We start from the raw sequence: 13,804 nt of genomic DNA, 5'->3' as shown, positions 1-13,804 counted from the left end.
CAGACTCGTCATGCACCTTTTTTGACCTTGCCGACAGCTTTCTGCCCGACGCGCCCCTGCGATTCGCGCGGGGACGCGGAAAGTTCTCGGCTTGTTGTCCTCTTGGTCAATTTTTTGCAACACGCCGAATGCCAACTTCGGCCCAATAGAACAATACGACAGACACGGAGCCCCAACCCTATGTCCATCCCTTCCCTGAAAAGCCTGGTACGCGGTGTCGCTGCCGCCCTTGGCCTGGCCGCTACTCTCGGCGCCCAGGCTGCCGACCCGCTCAAGGTCGGTTTCGTCTACATCGGCCCCATTGGCGACCACGGCTGGACCTACCAGCACGAACAAGGCCGCCAGGCACTGATCAAGCAGTTCGGCGACAAGGTGCAGACCAGCTATGTCGAGAACGTAGCCGAGGGCGCCGACGCGGAGCGGGTGATCCGCAACATGGCCAAGGGCGGCTACAACCTGGTGTTCACCACCTCGTTCGGCTACATGAACCCCACCATCAAGGTCGCCAAGCAATTCCCCAAGGTCACGTTCGAGCACGCCACCGGCTACAAGCAGGACAAGAACGTCGGCACTTACCTCTCGACGTCGTACCAGGGTCGCTACGTCGCCGGTTTCCTCGCCGCCAAGATGACCAAGACCAGGAAGATCGGCTATATCGCCTCGTTCCCGATTCCTGAAGTCATTCGCGACATCAACGCGATCCAGTTGGCCCTGGACAAGTACAACCCCGGTACCGAGATCAAGGTGGTCTGGGTCAACTCGTGGTTCGACCCAGGCAAAGAAGCCGATGCCGCCAACGCCCTGATCGACCAAGGCGTTGACGTGGTGTTCCAGCACACCGACAGCCCAGCACCGATCCAGACCGCCGAACGCCGTGGCGTTTACTCGATTGGCTACGCCTCGGACATGGCCCACTTCGGGCCGAAGGCGGTGCTGACCTCCATCGTCAACAACTGGGGCCCGCACTATATCCGCAGCACCCAGGCAGTGATGGATGGCGACTGGAAGCCCGAGGACTACTGGGGCGGCCTGGCCGAAGGCACCATCGAGTTGCCGATCAGCGACCTGGTGCCTGCCGATGTGAGAGCAGAAGCCGAGCAGATCATCGCCGGTATCAAGAGCGGCGCCTTCCACCCCTTCACCGGCCCGATCATGGACCAGAAAGGCGAGGTACGGATTCCCGCTGGCGCAGTGGCCAGCAATGCCGAGTTGGCGGGCATGAACTACTACGTCAAGGGCATCACCGCCAACCTGCCGCAGTGACCGACGCAACACGCGCCGTCCCTTTCCATCGTGAAAGAACCGCGCACCAGGGCGCCCAAGCGGCGCCCTTTCCGCTGCCCTGGGTACGAGAAGACTCGCAGCACCTAACCCCCGGAGCCACCATGAACACGCTGCCCATCATCGACATCGCCCCGCTGTACAGCAATGACCGCAACGCCTGGATGGACGTTGCCCGGCAGATCGACCACGCCTGCCGAGCGTGGGGCTTTTACTACATCAAGGGCCACCCCATTGCACCTTCGCGCATCGCCGAGCTAAAGGCCGCTGCAGTCGACTTCTTCGCCCGTCCCGATGAGCAAAAACTGCAAATCGACATCACCCGGTCCACCCACCACCGTGGTTACGGCGCCATCGCCACCGAGCAGCTGGACCCCACCAAGCCCAGCGACCTCAAGGAAACCTTCGACATGGGCTTGCACCTGCCCGCCGACCACCCCGACGTGCTAGCGGGCAAACCGCTGCGTGGGCCCAATCGCCACCCGGACATCCCGGGCTGGGAAGCCCTGGTGCAATGCCACTACCAGGATATGCATGCGCTGTCGCTGACCCTGTTGCGTGCCATGGCCCTGGCCTTGGGCATCGAGGACGATTTCTTCGACCGACGCTTCGCCGACCCGATCAGCGTGTTCCGCATGATCCACTACCCTCCGCGCCAGGCCGCTACCCGTGCCGAACAACAAGGTGCCGGCGCGCATACCGACTACGGCTGCGTGACCCTGCTGTATCAGGACGACATTGGCGGCCTGCAGGTGCAGGATGTGCGTGGCCAGTGGGTCGACGCACCGCCGATCGAAGGCACCTATGTGGTCAACATCGGCGACATGATGGCGCGCTGGAGCAATGACCGTTACAAATCAACGCCTCACCGGGTGATCAGCCCCGTGGGCGTGGATCGTTACGCCATGCCGTTTTTCGCAGAGCCGCACCCGGACACCGAGATCAGTTGCCTGCCCGGCTGCCAAAGTGAGCACAACCCTGCCAAGTACCCGCCGATTTCCTGTAGCGACTACATGCTTTCGCGCTTTGCCGAAACCTACGCCTATCGCCGCGAACCGACCGAGGCCTGAAAACCAGGGTGCCCAGGCCAACGCTTAGGCACCCCTGACGTCCACCTAGGAATCGCAGAGCACCGTTCCGAGCATGGCTCCGGGGCACGGGATGATCCTCACCAAAGGTTGTGCTCGTCGCCACGCGAACGCGCTCGCAGCCCCTGCAACTGGGGCAGCTCGATGCGCACCATCAACCCCCTGTCATCGGCTGCCTGGGCACTGATACTGCCGTGGTGCAGTTCGATGGCCCGTCGCGCAATGGCCAAGCCCAGACCAAAGCCGTCACCGCCGTTGTCAGCCCCCCGGTCGAACGGCTGGAAGATGCTCTCCAGTCGTGTTGGGGCAACCCCTGGCCCATGATCACTGATGCTGACCTGTAGCCGTTCACCGTCGGCCAACAGGCTTGCCTCTACCCGCACCTCGGTGCCTGGTGCCGTGTACCGCACCGCATTGCGGATAACGTTTTCGAAGGCCCGGTACAACAGCTCTTCATGTCCGACCGTGATAAATGGTTGCGGTGCCACCAGCAGCACCTGGCACTGCTTGATACCCGCCTCGAAACGCGCGTCCTCTACGATCTGCGCCAGCAGCTCCACTGCGTCCAGCGCCTCGTAAATGCCGCTGTCGTGGGGGGACTGGGCACGCGCCAGGGTCAACAGCTGCTCGATCAGGTCGTCCATTCGCCGTGACTCGCGTTCGATGCGTGCAATCATCTCGCGCCGGTCCGGTTGTTGGCGCATCAGGCCGATGGCCGCATTCAGGCGCGTGAGCGGTGAGCGAAGTTCATGGGAAATATCGTGCAGCAGGTGCTGTTGCGCTTCCACCAGCGTCTTCAGTTGGCCGGCCATGCGGTCGCAGTCTTCGGCCAGATCGACGATCTCGTCGCGGCGTCGCCCGAGGCGCGGCCGAACCCGCACTTCGAAGCGGCCTTGGGCGACCTGCCCCATCGCTTCGCGCAGCCAAGCCAACGGCCGGGTCAGGTACAAGCTGCACAGCAGGGCGAACAGGGCACTCATCAGGGTCCCGGTGACCAAAGGGCCCAGCCCGCGTGGCGGTGGCCCTTGGCCGGAGACACTGGGCACCGAGGCGCGCAACAGCAGCAAGCGACCATCACGGTCAAGCACCGACTGCTCGAACCGCACCACCTGCACCGGCTTGCCAGCCAGCAATCGGCCCTGGGCATCGTACAGGCCAATCTGTACGTCAGGCGGCTGTGGCGAAACCTCCAGCAGTTGGCGCCCAGCCTGCTCGCCAAATCGCTGCAGCAAGTGCAGTTCGGTGCCAAGCAATGTTCTCAGCGCTGGGTTGTCGCCGCGCAGCTCGTCGAGCATGAAGGCGCCTGCACCTACCAGGAAAGTCAGGCAGTTGGCCAGCCAGAACGCCAGAAACAGCTTCCAGAACAGACGCCGACGCATCATTCGGCGATCAGCATGTAGCCCATGCCCCGCACGCTACGAATCCAGCTGCTGCCGTCAGGCCGCGGGCCCAGTTTGTGGCGGATACTGCTGACGTGTACGTCGATACGCCGGTCATACCGGGTCAACGGGCGGCCCAGGGCATCCAGCGACAGGTTCTGCTTGCTGACCAACTGACCAGCCTGGCGCGTCAGCACCTCCAGAAGGCTGAACTCGGTGCCGGTCAGCTCAAGGTTACGCCCCTCCCACAGCGCCTGCCGACGACTCGGCCAGAGGGTCAAGGCGCCGCTGCTGATGGCATCGGGAATAGCGTTATCGCCAATCAACTGTGGCTGCACCCGGCGCAGGATCGCCCGCAGCCGCGCCACCAACTCGCCCGGCGAGCTGGGCTTGGGCACGTAGTCATCGGCGCCCAGTTCCAGCCCGGCAATGCGGTCGATGTTGTCACCACGAGCGGTGAGCAACAACACCGGAACCTGGCTGCGTGCACGGATGCGGCGCAGTACCTCGATGCCCGAGAAGTCCGGCAGCATCACATCGAGCACCACCATATGAAAACGCCCGCTCAGGGCCAGTGCCTCACCCTCCGCGCCGGTGGCACTGCAGGTGGCGCAAAACCCCTCGCGGGCCAGGTACTGAGCAAGCATATCGGTCAATTCACGGTCGTCATCGACCAACAGCACGGGGATCATCAAGGTTACGCTTCGGCAGGTTCTACTGGGCGCCATGATCCCTGCACGGGCGCTTACTGTCACCGCCAGGCCAGCAAACTTTACACATCTTTACCCTTGGTTAACCGCGCCGAACACACCCCACCCGTATGCTCATCGCCCGCTGGCCTGGCTGGCCCCGCCCTTTGAATACGCCTGTGTGGAACCCACCCATGAATTACCCGCGCCTGATGTTGTCGATCCTGCTGCTCCACGCCTCCCTGGCCCAAGCGCAAGCCTTCAAGATCGCTGACATCCGCGTCAACGGCCTGCAGCGGGTGTCCGCCGGCAGCGTCTTTGGCGCCTTGCCCCTGAACGTGGGCGATCAGGCCGATGACCGACGCCTGGTGGAATCCACCCGCTCGCTGTTCAAGACCGGTTTCTTCCAGGACATCCAGCTGAACCGCGACGGCAATGTCCTGATCATCAACGTGGTCGAGCGCCCCTCGGTGTCGAGCATCGAGATCGAAGGCAACAAGGCGATCAGCACCGAAGACCTGATGAAGGGCCTGAAGCAGTCGGGCCTGGCCGAAGGCGAGATCTTCCAGCGAGCCACCCTCGAAGGCGTGCGTAACGAACTGCAGCGCCAGTACGTGGCCCAGGGCCGCTACTCGGCCGAGGTCGACGCCGAGGTGGTGCCGCAGCCGCGCAACCGTGTGGCGTTGAAGATCAAGATCAACGAAGGCACCGTGGCGGCCATCCAGCACATCAACATCGTCGGCAACACCGTGTTCGACGATGAAGCGCTGGCGCAGCTGTTCGAGCTCAAGACCACCCACTGGCTGTCGTTCTTCAAGAACGACGACAAGTATGCCCGCGAGAAGCTCTCCGGTGACTTGGAACGCCTGCGTTCCTACTACCTGGACCGCGGCTACATCAACATGGACATCGCCTCCACCCAGGTGTCCATCACCCCGGACAAGAAGCACGTCTACATCACGGTCAACGTCAACGAGGGCGAGAAGTACACCGTCCGTGACGTGAAGCTGTCGGGTGACCTGAAGGTGCCGGAAGACCAGGTCAAGTCGCTGCTGCTGGTGCAGCCGGGCCAGGTGTTCTCGCGCAAGGTCATGACCACCACCTCCGACCTGATCACCCGCCGCCTGGGTAACGAGGGCTACACTTTCGCCAACGTCAACGGCGTGCCTCAGCCGCACGACGAAGACCACACCGTGGACATCATGTTCGTGGTCGACCCGGGCAAGCGTGCCTACGTCAACCGCATCAACTACCGCGGCAACACCAAGACCGAAGACGAAGTGCTGCGTCGCGAGATGCGCCAAATGGAAGGTGGCTGGGCGTCGACCTACCTGATCGACCAGTCCAAGACCCGCCTGGAACGTCTGGGCTTCTTCAAGGAAGTCAACGTCGAGACCCCACCGGTGCCGGGCACCGATGACCAGGTCGACGTCAACTACAGCGTCGAGGAACAGGCCTCCGGCTCGATCACCGCCAGCGTTGGTTTCGCCCAGAGCGCCGGCCTGATCCTGGGAGGCTCGATCAGCCAGACCAACTTCCTGGGTACCGGTAACAAGGTGTCCATCGGCCTGACCCGTTCGGAATACCAGACCAAGTACAACTTCGCCTTCACCGACCCCTATTTCACCAAGGACGGTGTCAGCCTGGGTTACAACGTCTTCTACAGCACCACCGACTACAGCGATTACTACGACGATGGCGTGTCGTACTACGCCATCAACAGCTATGGTGCTGGCGTCAGTTTCGGCTACCCGATCAATGAGACATCACGCCTGACCTTCGGCCTGACCCTGCAACACGACGATATCAACCCAGGCACCTACAGCGCCGACGAGATCTACGACTTCATCCAGCGCGAAGGCGACAGTTTCAATAACCTCAAGGCATCGGTCGGCTGGTCCGAGTCGACCCTGAACAAAGGCGTGCTGGCGACTCGCGGTCACTCCCAGGGTCTGACGTTCATGGCCACCACCCCCGGCAGCGACCTGTCGTTCTACAAACTCGAATACGACGGTCAGACTTACCTGCCCATGACCCAGAGCACATCGCTTCGCCTGCACACCAACCTGGGCTACGGCAACGGCTACGGCTCGACCGACAGCCTGCCCTTCTATGAGAATTACACCGCCGGAGGCCTGAATTCGGTACGCGGATTCAAGAGCGGCACCCTCGGCCCGCGCAACACGCCCGCGACCGGCAACTACGCCAGCGCCGGTCAGGCGTACTACTCCGACCGCGACACCGATGCCCTGGGCGGCAACATCCTCATTACCGGAGGCGCCGAAGTGCTCTTTCCCCTGCCCTTCGTCAAGGACCAGCGGCAGTTGCGCAGCTCGGTGTTCGTCGATGCAGGCAACGTGTTTGCCGACACCTGTTATCTGTCAACCACCCAGGGCTGCGGGGGCGTGAGTCTCGATCAGATGGCGCTGTCGGTGGGGCTGGGCTTCACTTGGTATAGCCCCCTGGGCCCGCTGAGCTTCAGCCTGGCCGCGCCGATCAAGAAGCCAGAGGGGGCGCAAACCGAAATGTTCCAATTCTCCTTGGGGCAGACATTCTGATGATTACTCGGTTTTACCCCCGCTTAACCCAAGTTGACAGTGACCTTGCCTATGCTGGAAACCCTTCACGCCAAGCAGGTCAACCCATGACTCCATTCAACGTCTGCGCGCTGGCCACAGCGCTGCACAGCGAAGCGCCAATCGCCGTGCTCGACCTGGTGCAACGGCGACTGGCCGAGATGGTCGGGCCGCACTACACGGTGGTGCTGTGTGGCAGCGGTGAAGGTGGGGGAATCAGCCACTACCATCTGGCCATCCAACACGGTCGCAGCGGCGTTTCACTGGAGCACAGCGGCGTCGTCGAACCTGGTTTCATCGAGCAACTGCTGACGCTGGGCCAGCGAACCCGCGCGATGATCGAGTCCCCCGCATTCGAACGCATGCTCAGTGACGACCCGGCGCGGCCACTGACCTGGATCAGCGACGACGCCTGAGCGCATGTCTTCCCTCCGGCAACCTTAAATCGCCTGTAGCCGCTGCGAACCTCGCAATCTGGCGTGCCAGCCCTGCAGCGACACTGCCAAGGCTGCCAACCCAGCCGGTATCAGCAAGGCGGCGAAGACCTGGCTGAAGCTCCAACCCATGGCCAACATCTGCGCACCGGCGAAGGCGCTGAGAATCGCCCCCAACCGGCCGATACCACTCATCCAGCTGGCCCCAGTGGCCCGCGCCTCGGTCGGGTAAAAGCCCGCGGCCAACGCATTCATGCCTACACTGGCGCCGTTCAGGCCAAAGCCCACGGCCCAGGCAATGGCGCACAGCCAGGCGAAATGCCCGGCCACCTGGCCGATGGCGAAGATCACCGCGCCGCTGAACAGGAACGTCAGCATCAGCACTCGCTGCGGGTGCCAGCGATCCATCGCCCAGCCCACCGTGATGGCGCCCAGCGGGCCGCCGATCTGGAAGCAAGCGGTGACGATGGCCGCTTCGGACACCGAAAAACCCCCTCCCTCCTTCACCAGCGTCGGCAACCAACCGCTGAACAGGTAGACCAGAAACAGAGCCAGCACGTAACCCACCCACAGCATCATCGTACCGAAGCGGTAGCGAGAGGACAGGATGGTGCCTATGGCCCCACCCTTGACGGATGCGCATGCGGGCAGTACGAAGCTGCTGTCGGGGCCGCAGTGTCCAGGTGCCAGGCGCCTGACAATGGCGCGGATTCGTTGTGGGTCGCCCCCTTTGCTGACCAGGAAGGTCACGGATTCCGGAAGACGCAGCCACAGCAAAGGCAGCACCAGCAGCGGTAACACGCCGCCCAGCGCCAGTACGCTGCGCCAGCCTAGATTGGGAATCATCCAGGCACTGACGAAGCCGCCCATGGCCGCACCGAGAGAGAAGCCGCAGAATGCCAGGGTAATCAGCAACGAGCGACTGCGCGCCGGTGCGTACTCGCTGACCAATGTGCTGGCATTGGGCATCGCCGCGCCTAGGCCCAGGCCAGTCAGGAAACGCAGGGCTACCAGGGTTTCCAAGTTGGGGGAAAAGGCCGAGGCAAGGGTCCACAGGCCAAAGAGCAGGACACTGCCCAAGAGCACAGCCTTGCGCCCGTAACGGTCGGCCAGCGGGCCGGCCACCAGAGCGCCAAGGGCCAGGCCGATCAGTGCTGCGCTGAGCACCGGGCCGAGGGCTTGAGGGCCCAGCTGCCATTCGCTTTTCAGTTGCGGGGCGATGAAGCCGATTATGGCGACGTCCAGTCCGTCCAGAGCGATGATCAGGAAGCCGAGGAAGACCACCCATTTCTGGTAGCGGCCGATGGGTTGCTGGTCGATCAACTGGCGAATATCGATAGGGTCGGGAGTTCGCATTGCCTTACCTCTTTTTGTTGTTATCGAGGGCATTGGGCCATAGGTTTTTTTCGGCGGCGCCGGGCCGGTTCCTACAGGCGACTTGCCAGGGCCTTGAATTGCACGGGCTTGATGATTCGCGTCTCCTGGGCCATCACGAGGTCGCGGGTGGCATGCAGATACGCGGCGAAGTCCGGATCGGCGTCGCGGGCCGCGCTGCGGCGTTCGAGGTCATCGAGGCTGTCGTAGCCCCACAGGTGGACGACCTGGTTCAATGTGCCGATGCTGCTCACATAGAACGCCAGCGGCGGGCCCAGGTGACGCAGCAGAATCGGCATCGCCAACTGGTCGAATGCCGCCAGGAAAGCAGGCATGCACCGAGGCCGGATGGTGTAGATGCGGTGGTCGACAATCGCCTTGTCCATCACGCCACCTCCTGTGCCGGGCCAGCCGCGGCCAGTCCTTGGTCGATACCCGCCAGGTGGCGGCCGGTGATGTAACCAAAGGTCATGATCGGCCCCAGGGTGATGCCAGCGCCGGGGTAGTTGCCGCCCATGATGCTGGCTCGGTCGTTACCCACCGCATACAGCCCGGCTATGGCACGCTGGTCGGCACCGAGTACTTCGCCGACCACACTGGTGCGCAGGCCATCGAAGGTGCCGAGGTCGCCCATCACCACTTTCACCGCAAAGTAGGGCCCGTCGCCGACAGGTGCGACACAAGGATTGGGCTGCTGCTGCGGATCGGCCAAGTAGCGGTTGAAACTGGTGCTGCCCCGGCCGAACTGGCGGTCCTCACCGTGTACGGCGCCAAGGTTGTACTCGCGAACCGTGCGCTCCAACCCCCGTGCATCGATACCAGCCTTGCACGCCAGCTCGGCAAGGCTGTTGCCCTTGAGCAAGTAGCCATTGCGCAACAAGGGGCCCAGCGGCATGGGGGCGGGTTTGGCGTAACCGAGTCCGTACTTGGCCAGCGTACGGCGGTCACAGACCAGCCACATGGCGGTTTCGGCCTGGTCGGCGCATGCCTCGATCAAGGCCGCGCCCACATCGTGGTAGGAATTGGACTCGTTGGTGAAGCGCTGGCCAGAACGCAAGACACCAATCACCCCCGGCTTGTAACGGTCAAGCAGGTGCGGGAAAGCGACATGGCGTCCGGCGCCCATCGGGACTTTCGATACCGGCATCCAGGCAGCCGCTGCTTGCAAGCGCATATCCACCCGGGCGCCCAGCGCCTCGGCCATGCGCGCGCCATCGCCGGTATTGCCCGCTGGCACAGGCGAAAAGTGCTCGCCGCCCCGGCGCACGTGGGGATATGCCTGGCCGATGCGTTGCAGGTCGTGGGAAAAACCGCCACACGCAAGCACCACGCCACGCCGGGCCTCGATGCGCAACTCGCCCGCCCCCTGACGGGCCAAGGCCCCGCTGACCCGCCCGCCTTCGCGCAGCAACTGCCTGGCCGGGGTGCCCGTGAGGATCGGAATACCCAAGTCAAGCGCTGACTTCACCAAACGCGCCGCCAGGGCGTTGCCACTGGTCACCTGGGTGCCACGGCGGTACAGCGCCAGCTCCTTGAGGTGGGTCAACAGCCGTTTGGCCACATAGAAGAACGAGGTCAGCGAACGGGTAACGTTGAAGAAATGCTTGAGGTCGGCGTTCGACGAATTGAACATCATGCCGATGAAGGTAATGGTCTTGAGTGGCGGGCGCAGTCGTGCCATGTCGGCACCCAGCTCGCGGATGTCATAGGGTGCGGCAAGTATCGAGCGGCCCACATCGACTCCGCCTTCGACCAGCGGGTGGTAGTCGGGGTACAACGTCGGGACGAACTTGACCGCGGTCTCGCGTTCGAAAAACTCCACCATTTGCGGTCCGTAACGCAGGAAAGCTTCGACTTCGGCCCGCTCGAAGCAGGCTCCGGCTTCGTTTCGCAGGTAGCTCAGCGCCGCGTCATGACTATCGCGCTTGCCGGTCAATGGGTTGCCCGGTATCCACAGCACCCCGCCGGAAAAGGCCGTGGTGCCACCAAAGCAGTCGTCTTTCTCGATCACCAGTACGTCCAGCCCATGCTGCTTGGCAGTGATGGCCGTGGCCAGGCCGCCAGCACCTGCACCGATGACCAGCACATCACATGTGAGCGTGTTCATGGACGTACCCCCTCGAAGCCTGGGCGCGGGATGAGCGCCATGGGCATGCTCTCCAGCCCGCCGTCAACGGTCAGTTCGGCACCATTGATGTAGTCGGCTCGCGGGCTTGCCAGAAACAGCACGGCTTCGACGATGTCCTGCGGCTCGCCGATGCGTTGGTTGGCGGTCATCGCGCTGCGCTGGCGTTCGATTTGCGGGTCGGCATAGAACGCCGCCGACAGCGGCGTGCGGATCAACCCAGGGCATACGGTGTTGCTGCGCACGCCACACGGTCCCCATTCCACGGCGATCTGCCGCGAGAGCATGCTGACCCCGGCCTTGGCCGCACTGTAGGCACCGCTGTTGGGCTGCGGAAAATGGGCGGCAATCGACGCCACGTGCACGATGCGCCCCTGCCTGCGGGCAAGCATCGCCTGGCCGAAGGCCTGCGCGCACAGCAGATAACCGCTGAGATTCACCGCCAACACCTGGTTCCATTGCTCCAGGGTCAGGGTCTGCAGCGCGCCAGGCCGCAGCACACTGGCGTTGTTGACCAACACATCGCAGCGCCCGTGCAGGGCTTGCACCTGGGCCGCGGCCTGCTCGACGCTGGCCGGGTCGGCAATGTCGCATGCCAAGGCGCTCACTTCACCCACGCTGTGCTCACCCAAGGTGGCGGCCAGCGCCCGGCACTTGTCTCGATCGCGGTCGAGCAGTACCACATGGGCCTGCTGCTCGACCAGGGCGCCAGCCAGCGCCGCACCGATGCCTCCGGCCGCGCCGGTGACCACGCAGACGGCCCCGTCCAGACCCAACCAGTGGGAGGAAATCTTGTTGTTATGCATGCCGCTCTCCAGAGTGTTACTTGATCTGGTCGTCAGCCTAGGGCCGAGGCCCCGCCCGGCAGAATGGACAAAACCTGCAAGCAACCCCACATTCCCGACAATTTCGTCCATGCCCCCTGAAGCTCGCGTGCGGCTGTGGCAGAGTGATCGAGTAACGACCAGAACAATTACAACAACCATGAACAAGATCCCGAATTACGCCCTCTACGGCGAGACCGCACAGCCGGTGTGGCATGAGTCCCTGCATGTGGAGTCGATCTCCAAGCGTTCCGGCGCGCACAACTGGGAAATAGCCGCGCACCGTCACGACGGGCTCCTGCAATTGCTCTACCTGCAAAGCGGCAGTGGCGAGGTGCTGTTCGACAGTGAACTCGTGCAGGTGCACGCGCCGTGCGTGGTCTATGTGCCGGCGCAGGTGGTGCATGGTTTCCATTGGGCCGGCCAGGTCGAGGGCCAGGTCATCACTGCCGCGCAGCATCCCCTGGAGAGCATTGCCCAGCTGCTGGCGCCCACCTTGCTGGCACAGATACGTAAACCGCAGGTGCTCGCCCTGCCGCTATGGCGCGGGGAGGAAGACCCGCTGCTACCGCTGTGCCGGGCCTTGAGCGAGGAGTACCACAACCGCGCCCGCGAACATGTGGCAAGTAGCATGTCATTGCTGTTGGCGTTGCTGATCCAGGCGCTGCGACACGCCCATCACGCACCCGACGAAGCACGCCGCCCACCTTCAAGGCGTAGCCAGCAGTTGACCGGGTTCCGTGAACTGGTGGACATGCATTACCGTGCGCACCCGCCACTGGCCTTCTATGCCGGCGAACTGGGCATGACCCTGGCGACCCTTGGGCGGCTGTGCCAGGAGCACTTGGGCATGACGCCAATGAACGTAGTCAATGCGCGGCTAGTGCTGGAGGCCAAACGTGCATTGAGCCACTCGGACGCCTGCGTGAAGGAGATCGCCCATGAACTGGGCTTCGCCGATGTGGGCTATTTCAGTCGGTTCTTTCGCAAACAGTGCGGAGTGAGCCCGAGTACCTTTCGGGCCAACAAGGCCACGTAATTGCGTCTGTCTCGGGTTTGCGCGCGTGTTTCAAGATGCCAGGGCGTTTGTGGAGGGACAGCTGTTTGGCTGTGAACAGACGGCAAGGGCCGCTGCGCGGCCCTATCGCGACACAAGGCCGCCCCCACACCGATCTGGCTAGGCGTTGGAGACTGTTGGAGACTGCGTTCACACCGCCAGCGCCTGCTGCACCTCGCCAACGGTGCTCGCCAGGCTGTTCAGGTGCAGGCTCAGCACACGCTCCACCGGGGCCTGGTCCAGCGGCCAGTGCAAGGCGATGCTGCCCGCCAGCCGCCCATCGGCATGCACTGGCAAGGCAATCGCGCGGATCAGGAACGGCAATCGCACCGGGTACTCCCAGAATCCTTCGGTACGTTGCCCAAAACCGTTATGGGCATCTTCTTCCAGGTTACGCATGACCGCTTCAGCCCCCAGCCGCTCATCGGCCGCCAGGCGCTGGACCTCTTCACGCCCAAGTTCGCCCAGGCATGCCCGACCCATCGCCGAATGGAACAGGCTGGCGTAGTGCCCGACGATCTGGCAGTTGTTCGGGTAACGCTTGCGCAGCACCTGGGGTATCGCGCTTTCCATGACCTCCAGGCGCTGGCCATCGAAACAGGACAGGTCGACCACCAACCCGGTGCGCTCGCTCAGTTCCTGCAACAAGGGCGCCGCACGCTCGACCAACTGGCGCTTGAAACGCAGCTGGCGGTCGCCGAACAGGCGCCGGGCACACAGCCGGTAACGCCGGTCGCTCAGGCCTCGATACACCCATCCCTGCTCCTGCAAGGTCGACAGCATCCGCGACACCGTCGCCTTGGGCAGCGTCGTCAGGTAATGCAGCTCCTCCAGCCCAAGCGCCTGGTGCTCGCCAAGCAATTCGACGATCGCCAGCGCACGCTCCACCGAACGTACGCCACCGGTGTCTGCCGTGCTGCCCATGGGTATGACCTCCCTGTCTGTGCGTGGATGGTCAGAATGCCCAGCAAGATACG

Annotated in this window: 12 protein-coding genes; 5 read left to right on the top strand and 7 right to left on the bottom strand. The window is 63.3% G+C overall.

The window, feature by feature from the left end; all coding sequences use genetic code 11:
• Positions 1 to 180: 180 nt before the first annotated feature.
• Together IF103_RS11420 and IF103_RS11415 are read left to right on the top strand one after the other, a co-directional pair.
• The gene (locus IF103_RS11420; protein ID WP_023380442.1) at positions 181 to 1,263 is read left to right on the top strand and encodes a BMP family ABC transporter substrate-binding protein; all 1,083 of its coding nucleotides are present in this window, start codon (positions 181 to 183) and stop codon (positions 1,261 to 1,263) included.
• Positions 1,264 to 1,385: 122 nt separating this feature from the next.
• Positions 1,386 to 2,351 carry a 2-oxoglutarate and iron-dependent oxygenase domain-containing protein gene (locus tag IF103_RS11415; RefSeq protein WP_023380441.1) on the top strand — a complete coding sequence of 322 codons (966 nt, stop codon included), beginning with the start codon at positions 1,386 to 1,388 and terminating at the stop codon, positions 2,349 to 2,351.
• A 98-nt stretch (positions 2,352 to 2,449) separates the two neighbouring features.
• On the opposite strand, the gene IF103_RS11410 is transcribed toward IF103_RS11415, so the two are convergent.
• On the bottom strand, positions 2,450 to 3,751 hold the full coding sequence (locus tag IF103_RS11410) for a sensor histidine kinase (protein ID WP_023380440.1): 1,302 nt from the start codon (positions 3,749 to 3,751) through the stop codon (positions 2,450 to 2,452).
• Positions 3,748 to 4,440 carry a response regulator transcription factor gene (locus tag IF103_RS11405; protein ID WP_023380439.1) on the bottom strand — a complete coding sequence of 231 codons (693 nt, stop codon included), beginning with the start codon at positions 4,438 to 4,440 and terminating at the stop codon, positions 3,748 to 3,750. Before IF103_RS11405 ends, IF103_RS11410 begins: the two co-directional genes overlap by 4 nt.
• A gap of 191 nt (positions 4,441 to 4,631) precedes the next feature.
• Between IF103_RS11405 and bamA the strand changes: the two genes are divergently transcribed.
• Positions 4,632 to 6,995: an outer membrane protein assembly factor BamA gene (bamA, locus tag IF103_RS11400; protein ID WP_104883975.1), complete on the top strand. Its 2,364-nt coding sequence runs from the start codon at positions 4,632 to 4,634 to the stop codon at positions 6,993 to 6,995.
• A gap of 86 nt (positions 6,996 to 7,081) precedes the next feature.
• Complete coding sequence (locus IF103_RS11395; RefSeq protein ID WP_023380437.1) at positions 7,082 to 7,429, top strand: hypothetical protein; 348 nt, start codon at positions 7,082 to 7,084, stop codon at positions 7,427 to 7,429.
• 24 nt (positions 7,430 to 7,453) lie between these two features.
• Here the strand turns inward: IF103_RS11395 and IF103_RS11390 are convergent, their stop codons facing one another.
• The 4 genes from IF103_RS11390 to IF103_RS11375 all read right to left on the bottom strand — a co-directional run bounded on the left by IF103_RS11390 (position 7,454) and on the right by IF103_RS11375 (position 11,752).
• Positions 7,454 to 8,803 (bottom strand): MFS transporter, encoded by a 1,350-nt coding sequence (locus tag IF103_RS11390; protein ID WP_023380436.1) that lies wholly within the window; start codon positions 8,801 to 8,803, stop codon positions 7,454 to 7,456.
• Positions 8,804 to 8,874: 71 nt separating this feature from the next.
• Positions 8,875 to 9,207: an NIPSNAP family protein gene (locus IF103_RS11385; protein ID WP_023380435.1), complete on the bottom strand. Its 333-nt coding sequence runs from the start codon at positions 9,205 to 9,207 to the stop codon at positions 8,875 to 8,877.
• Positions 9,207 to 10,928 carry an FAD-dependent oxidoreductase gene (locus IF103_RS11380; RefSeq protein ID WP_023380434.1) on the bottom strand — a complete coding sequence of 574 codons (1,722 nt, stop codon included), beginning with the start codon at positions 10,926 to 10,928 and terminating at the stop codon, positions 9,207 to 9,209. Before IF103_RS11380 ends, IF103_RS11385 begins: the two co-directional genes overlap by 1 nt.
• Positions 10,925 to 11,752 carry an SDR family NAD(P)-dependent oxidoreductase gene (locus IF103_RS11375; RefSeq protein ID WP_023380433.1) on the bottom strand — a complete coding sequence of 276 codons (828 nt, stop codon included), beginning with the start codon at positions 11,750 to 11,752 and terminating at the stop codon, positions 10,925 to 10,927. Before IF103_RS11375 ends, IF103_RS11380 begins: the two co-directional genes overlap by 4 nt.
• A 178-nt stretch (positions 11,753 to 11,930) precedes the next feature.
• On the opposite strand from IF103_RS11375, the gene IF103_RS11370 reads away from it, so the two are divergent.
• On the top strand, positions 11,931 to 12,809 hold the full coding sequence (locus IF103_RS11370; RefSeq protein ID WP_027907780.1) for a helix-turn-helix domain-containing protein: 879 nt from the start codon (positions 11,931 to 11,933) through the stop codon (positions 12,807 to 12,809).
• Positions 12,810 to 12,977: 168 nt separating this feature from the next.
• Here the strand turns inward: IF103_RS11370 and IF103_RS11365 are convergent, their stop codons facing one another.
• On the bottom strand, positions 12,978 to 13,751 hold the full coding sequence (locus IF103_RS11365; RefSeq protein WP_027907779.1) for an IclR family transcriptional regulator: 774 nt from the start codon (positions 13,749 to 13,751) through the stop codon (positions 12,978 to 12,980).
• Between the last annotated feature and the right edge of the window lie 53 nt (positions 13,752 to 13,804).

The sequence above is a fragment of the Pseudomonas sp. SK2 genome, from assembly GCF_016772395.1.
GTDB classification, from domain to species: Bacteria; Pseudomonadota; Gammaproteobacteria; order Pseudomonadales; family Pseudomonadaceae; genus Aquipseudomonas; species Aquipseudomonas taiwanensis.
The sequence above is the reverse complement of the archived record's forward strand: the minus strand, read 5'-3'. Positions and strand labels throughout refer to the sequence as shown.

Coding starts and splice junctions, on each gene's coding strand:
- IF103_RS11390 (WP_023380436.1), bottom strand. CDS start 8,803: ATGCGAACTCCCGACCCTATCGATATTCGCCAGTTGATCGACCAGCAA.
- IF103_RS11395 (WP_023380437.1), top strand. CDS start 7,082: ATGACTCCATTCAACGTCTGCGCGCTGGCCACAGCGCTGCACAGCGAA.
- IF103_RS11410 (WP_023380440.1), bottom strand. CDS start 3,751: ATGATGCGTCGGCGTCTGTTCTGGAAGCTGTTTCTGGCGTTCTGGCTG.
- bamA (WP_104883975.1), top strand. CDS start 4,632: ATGAATTACCCGCGCCTGATGTTGTCGATCCTGCTGCTCCACGCCTCC.
- IF103_RS11405 (WP_023380439.1), bottom strand. CDS start 4,440: ATGATCCCCGTGCTGTTGGTCGATGACGACCGTGAATTGACCGATATG.
- IF103_RS11365 (WP_027907779.1), bottom strand. CDS start 13,751: ATGGGCAGCACGGCAGACACCGGTGGCGTACGTTCGGTGGAGCGTGCG.
- IF103_RS11420 (WP_023380442.1), top strand. CDS start 181: ATGTCCATCCCTTCCCTGAAAAGCCTGGTACGCGGTGTCGCTGCCGCC.
- IF103_RS11385 (WP_023380435.1), bottom strand. CDS start 9,207: ATGGACAAGGCGATTGTCGACCACCGCATCTACACCATCCGGCCTCGG.
- IF103_RS11380 (WP_023380434.1), bottom strand. CDS start 10,928: ATGAACACGCTCACATGTGATGTGCTGGTCATCGGTGCAGGTGCTGGC.
- IF103_RS11370 (WP_027907780.1), top strand. CDS start 11,931: ATGAACAAGATCCCGAATTACGCCCTCTACGGCGAGACCGCACAGCCG.
- IF103_RS11375 (WP_023380433.1), bottom strand. CDS start 11,752: ATGCATAACAACAAGATTTCCTCCCACTGGTTGGGTCTGGACGGGGCC.
- IF103_RS11415 (WP_023380441.1), top strand. CDS start 1,386: ATGAACACGCTGCCCATCATCGACATCGCCCCGCTGTACAGCAATGAC.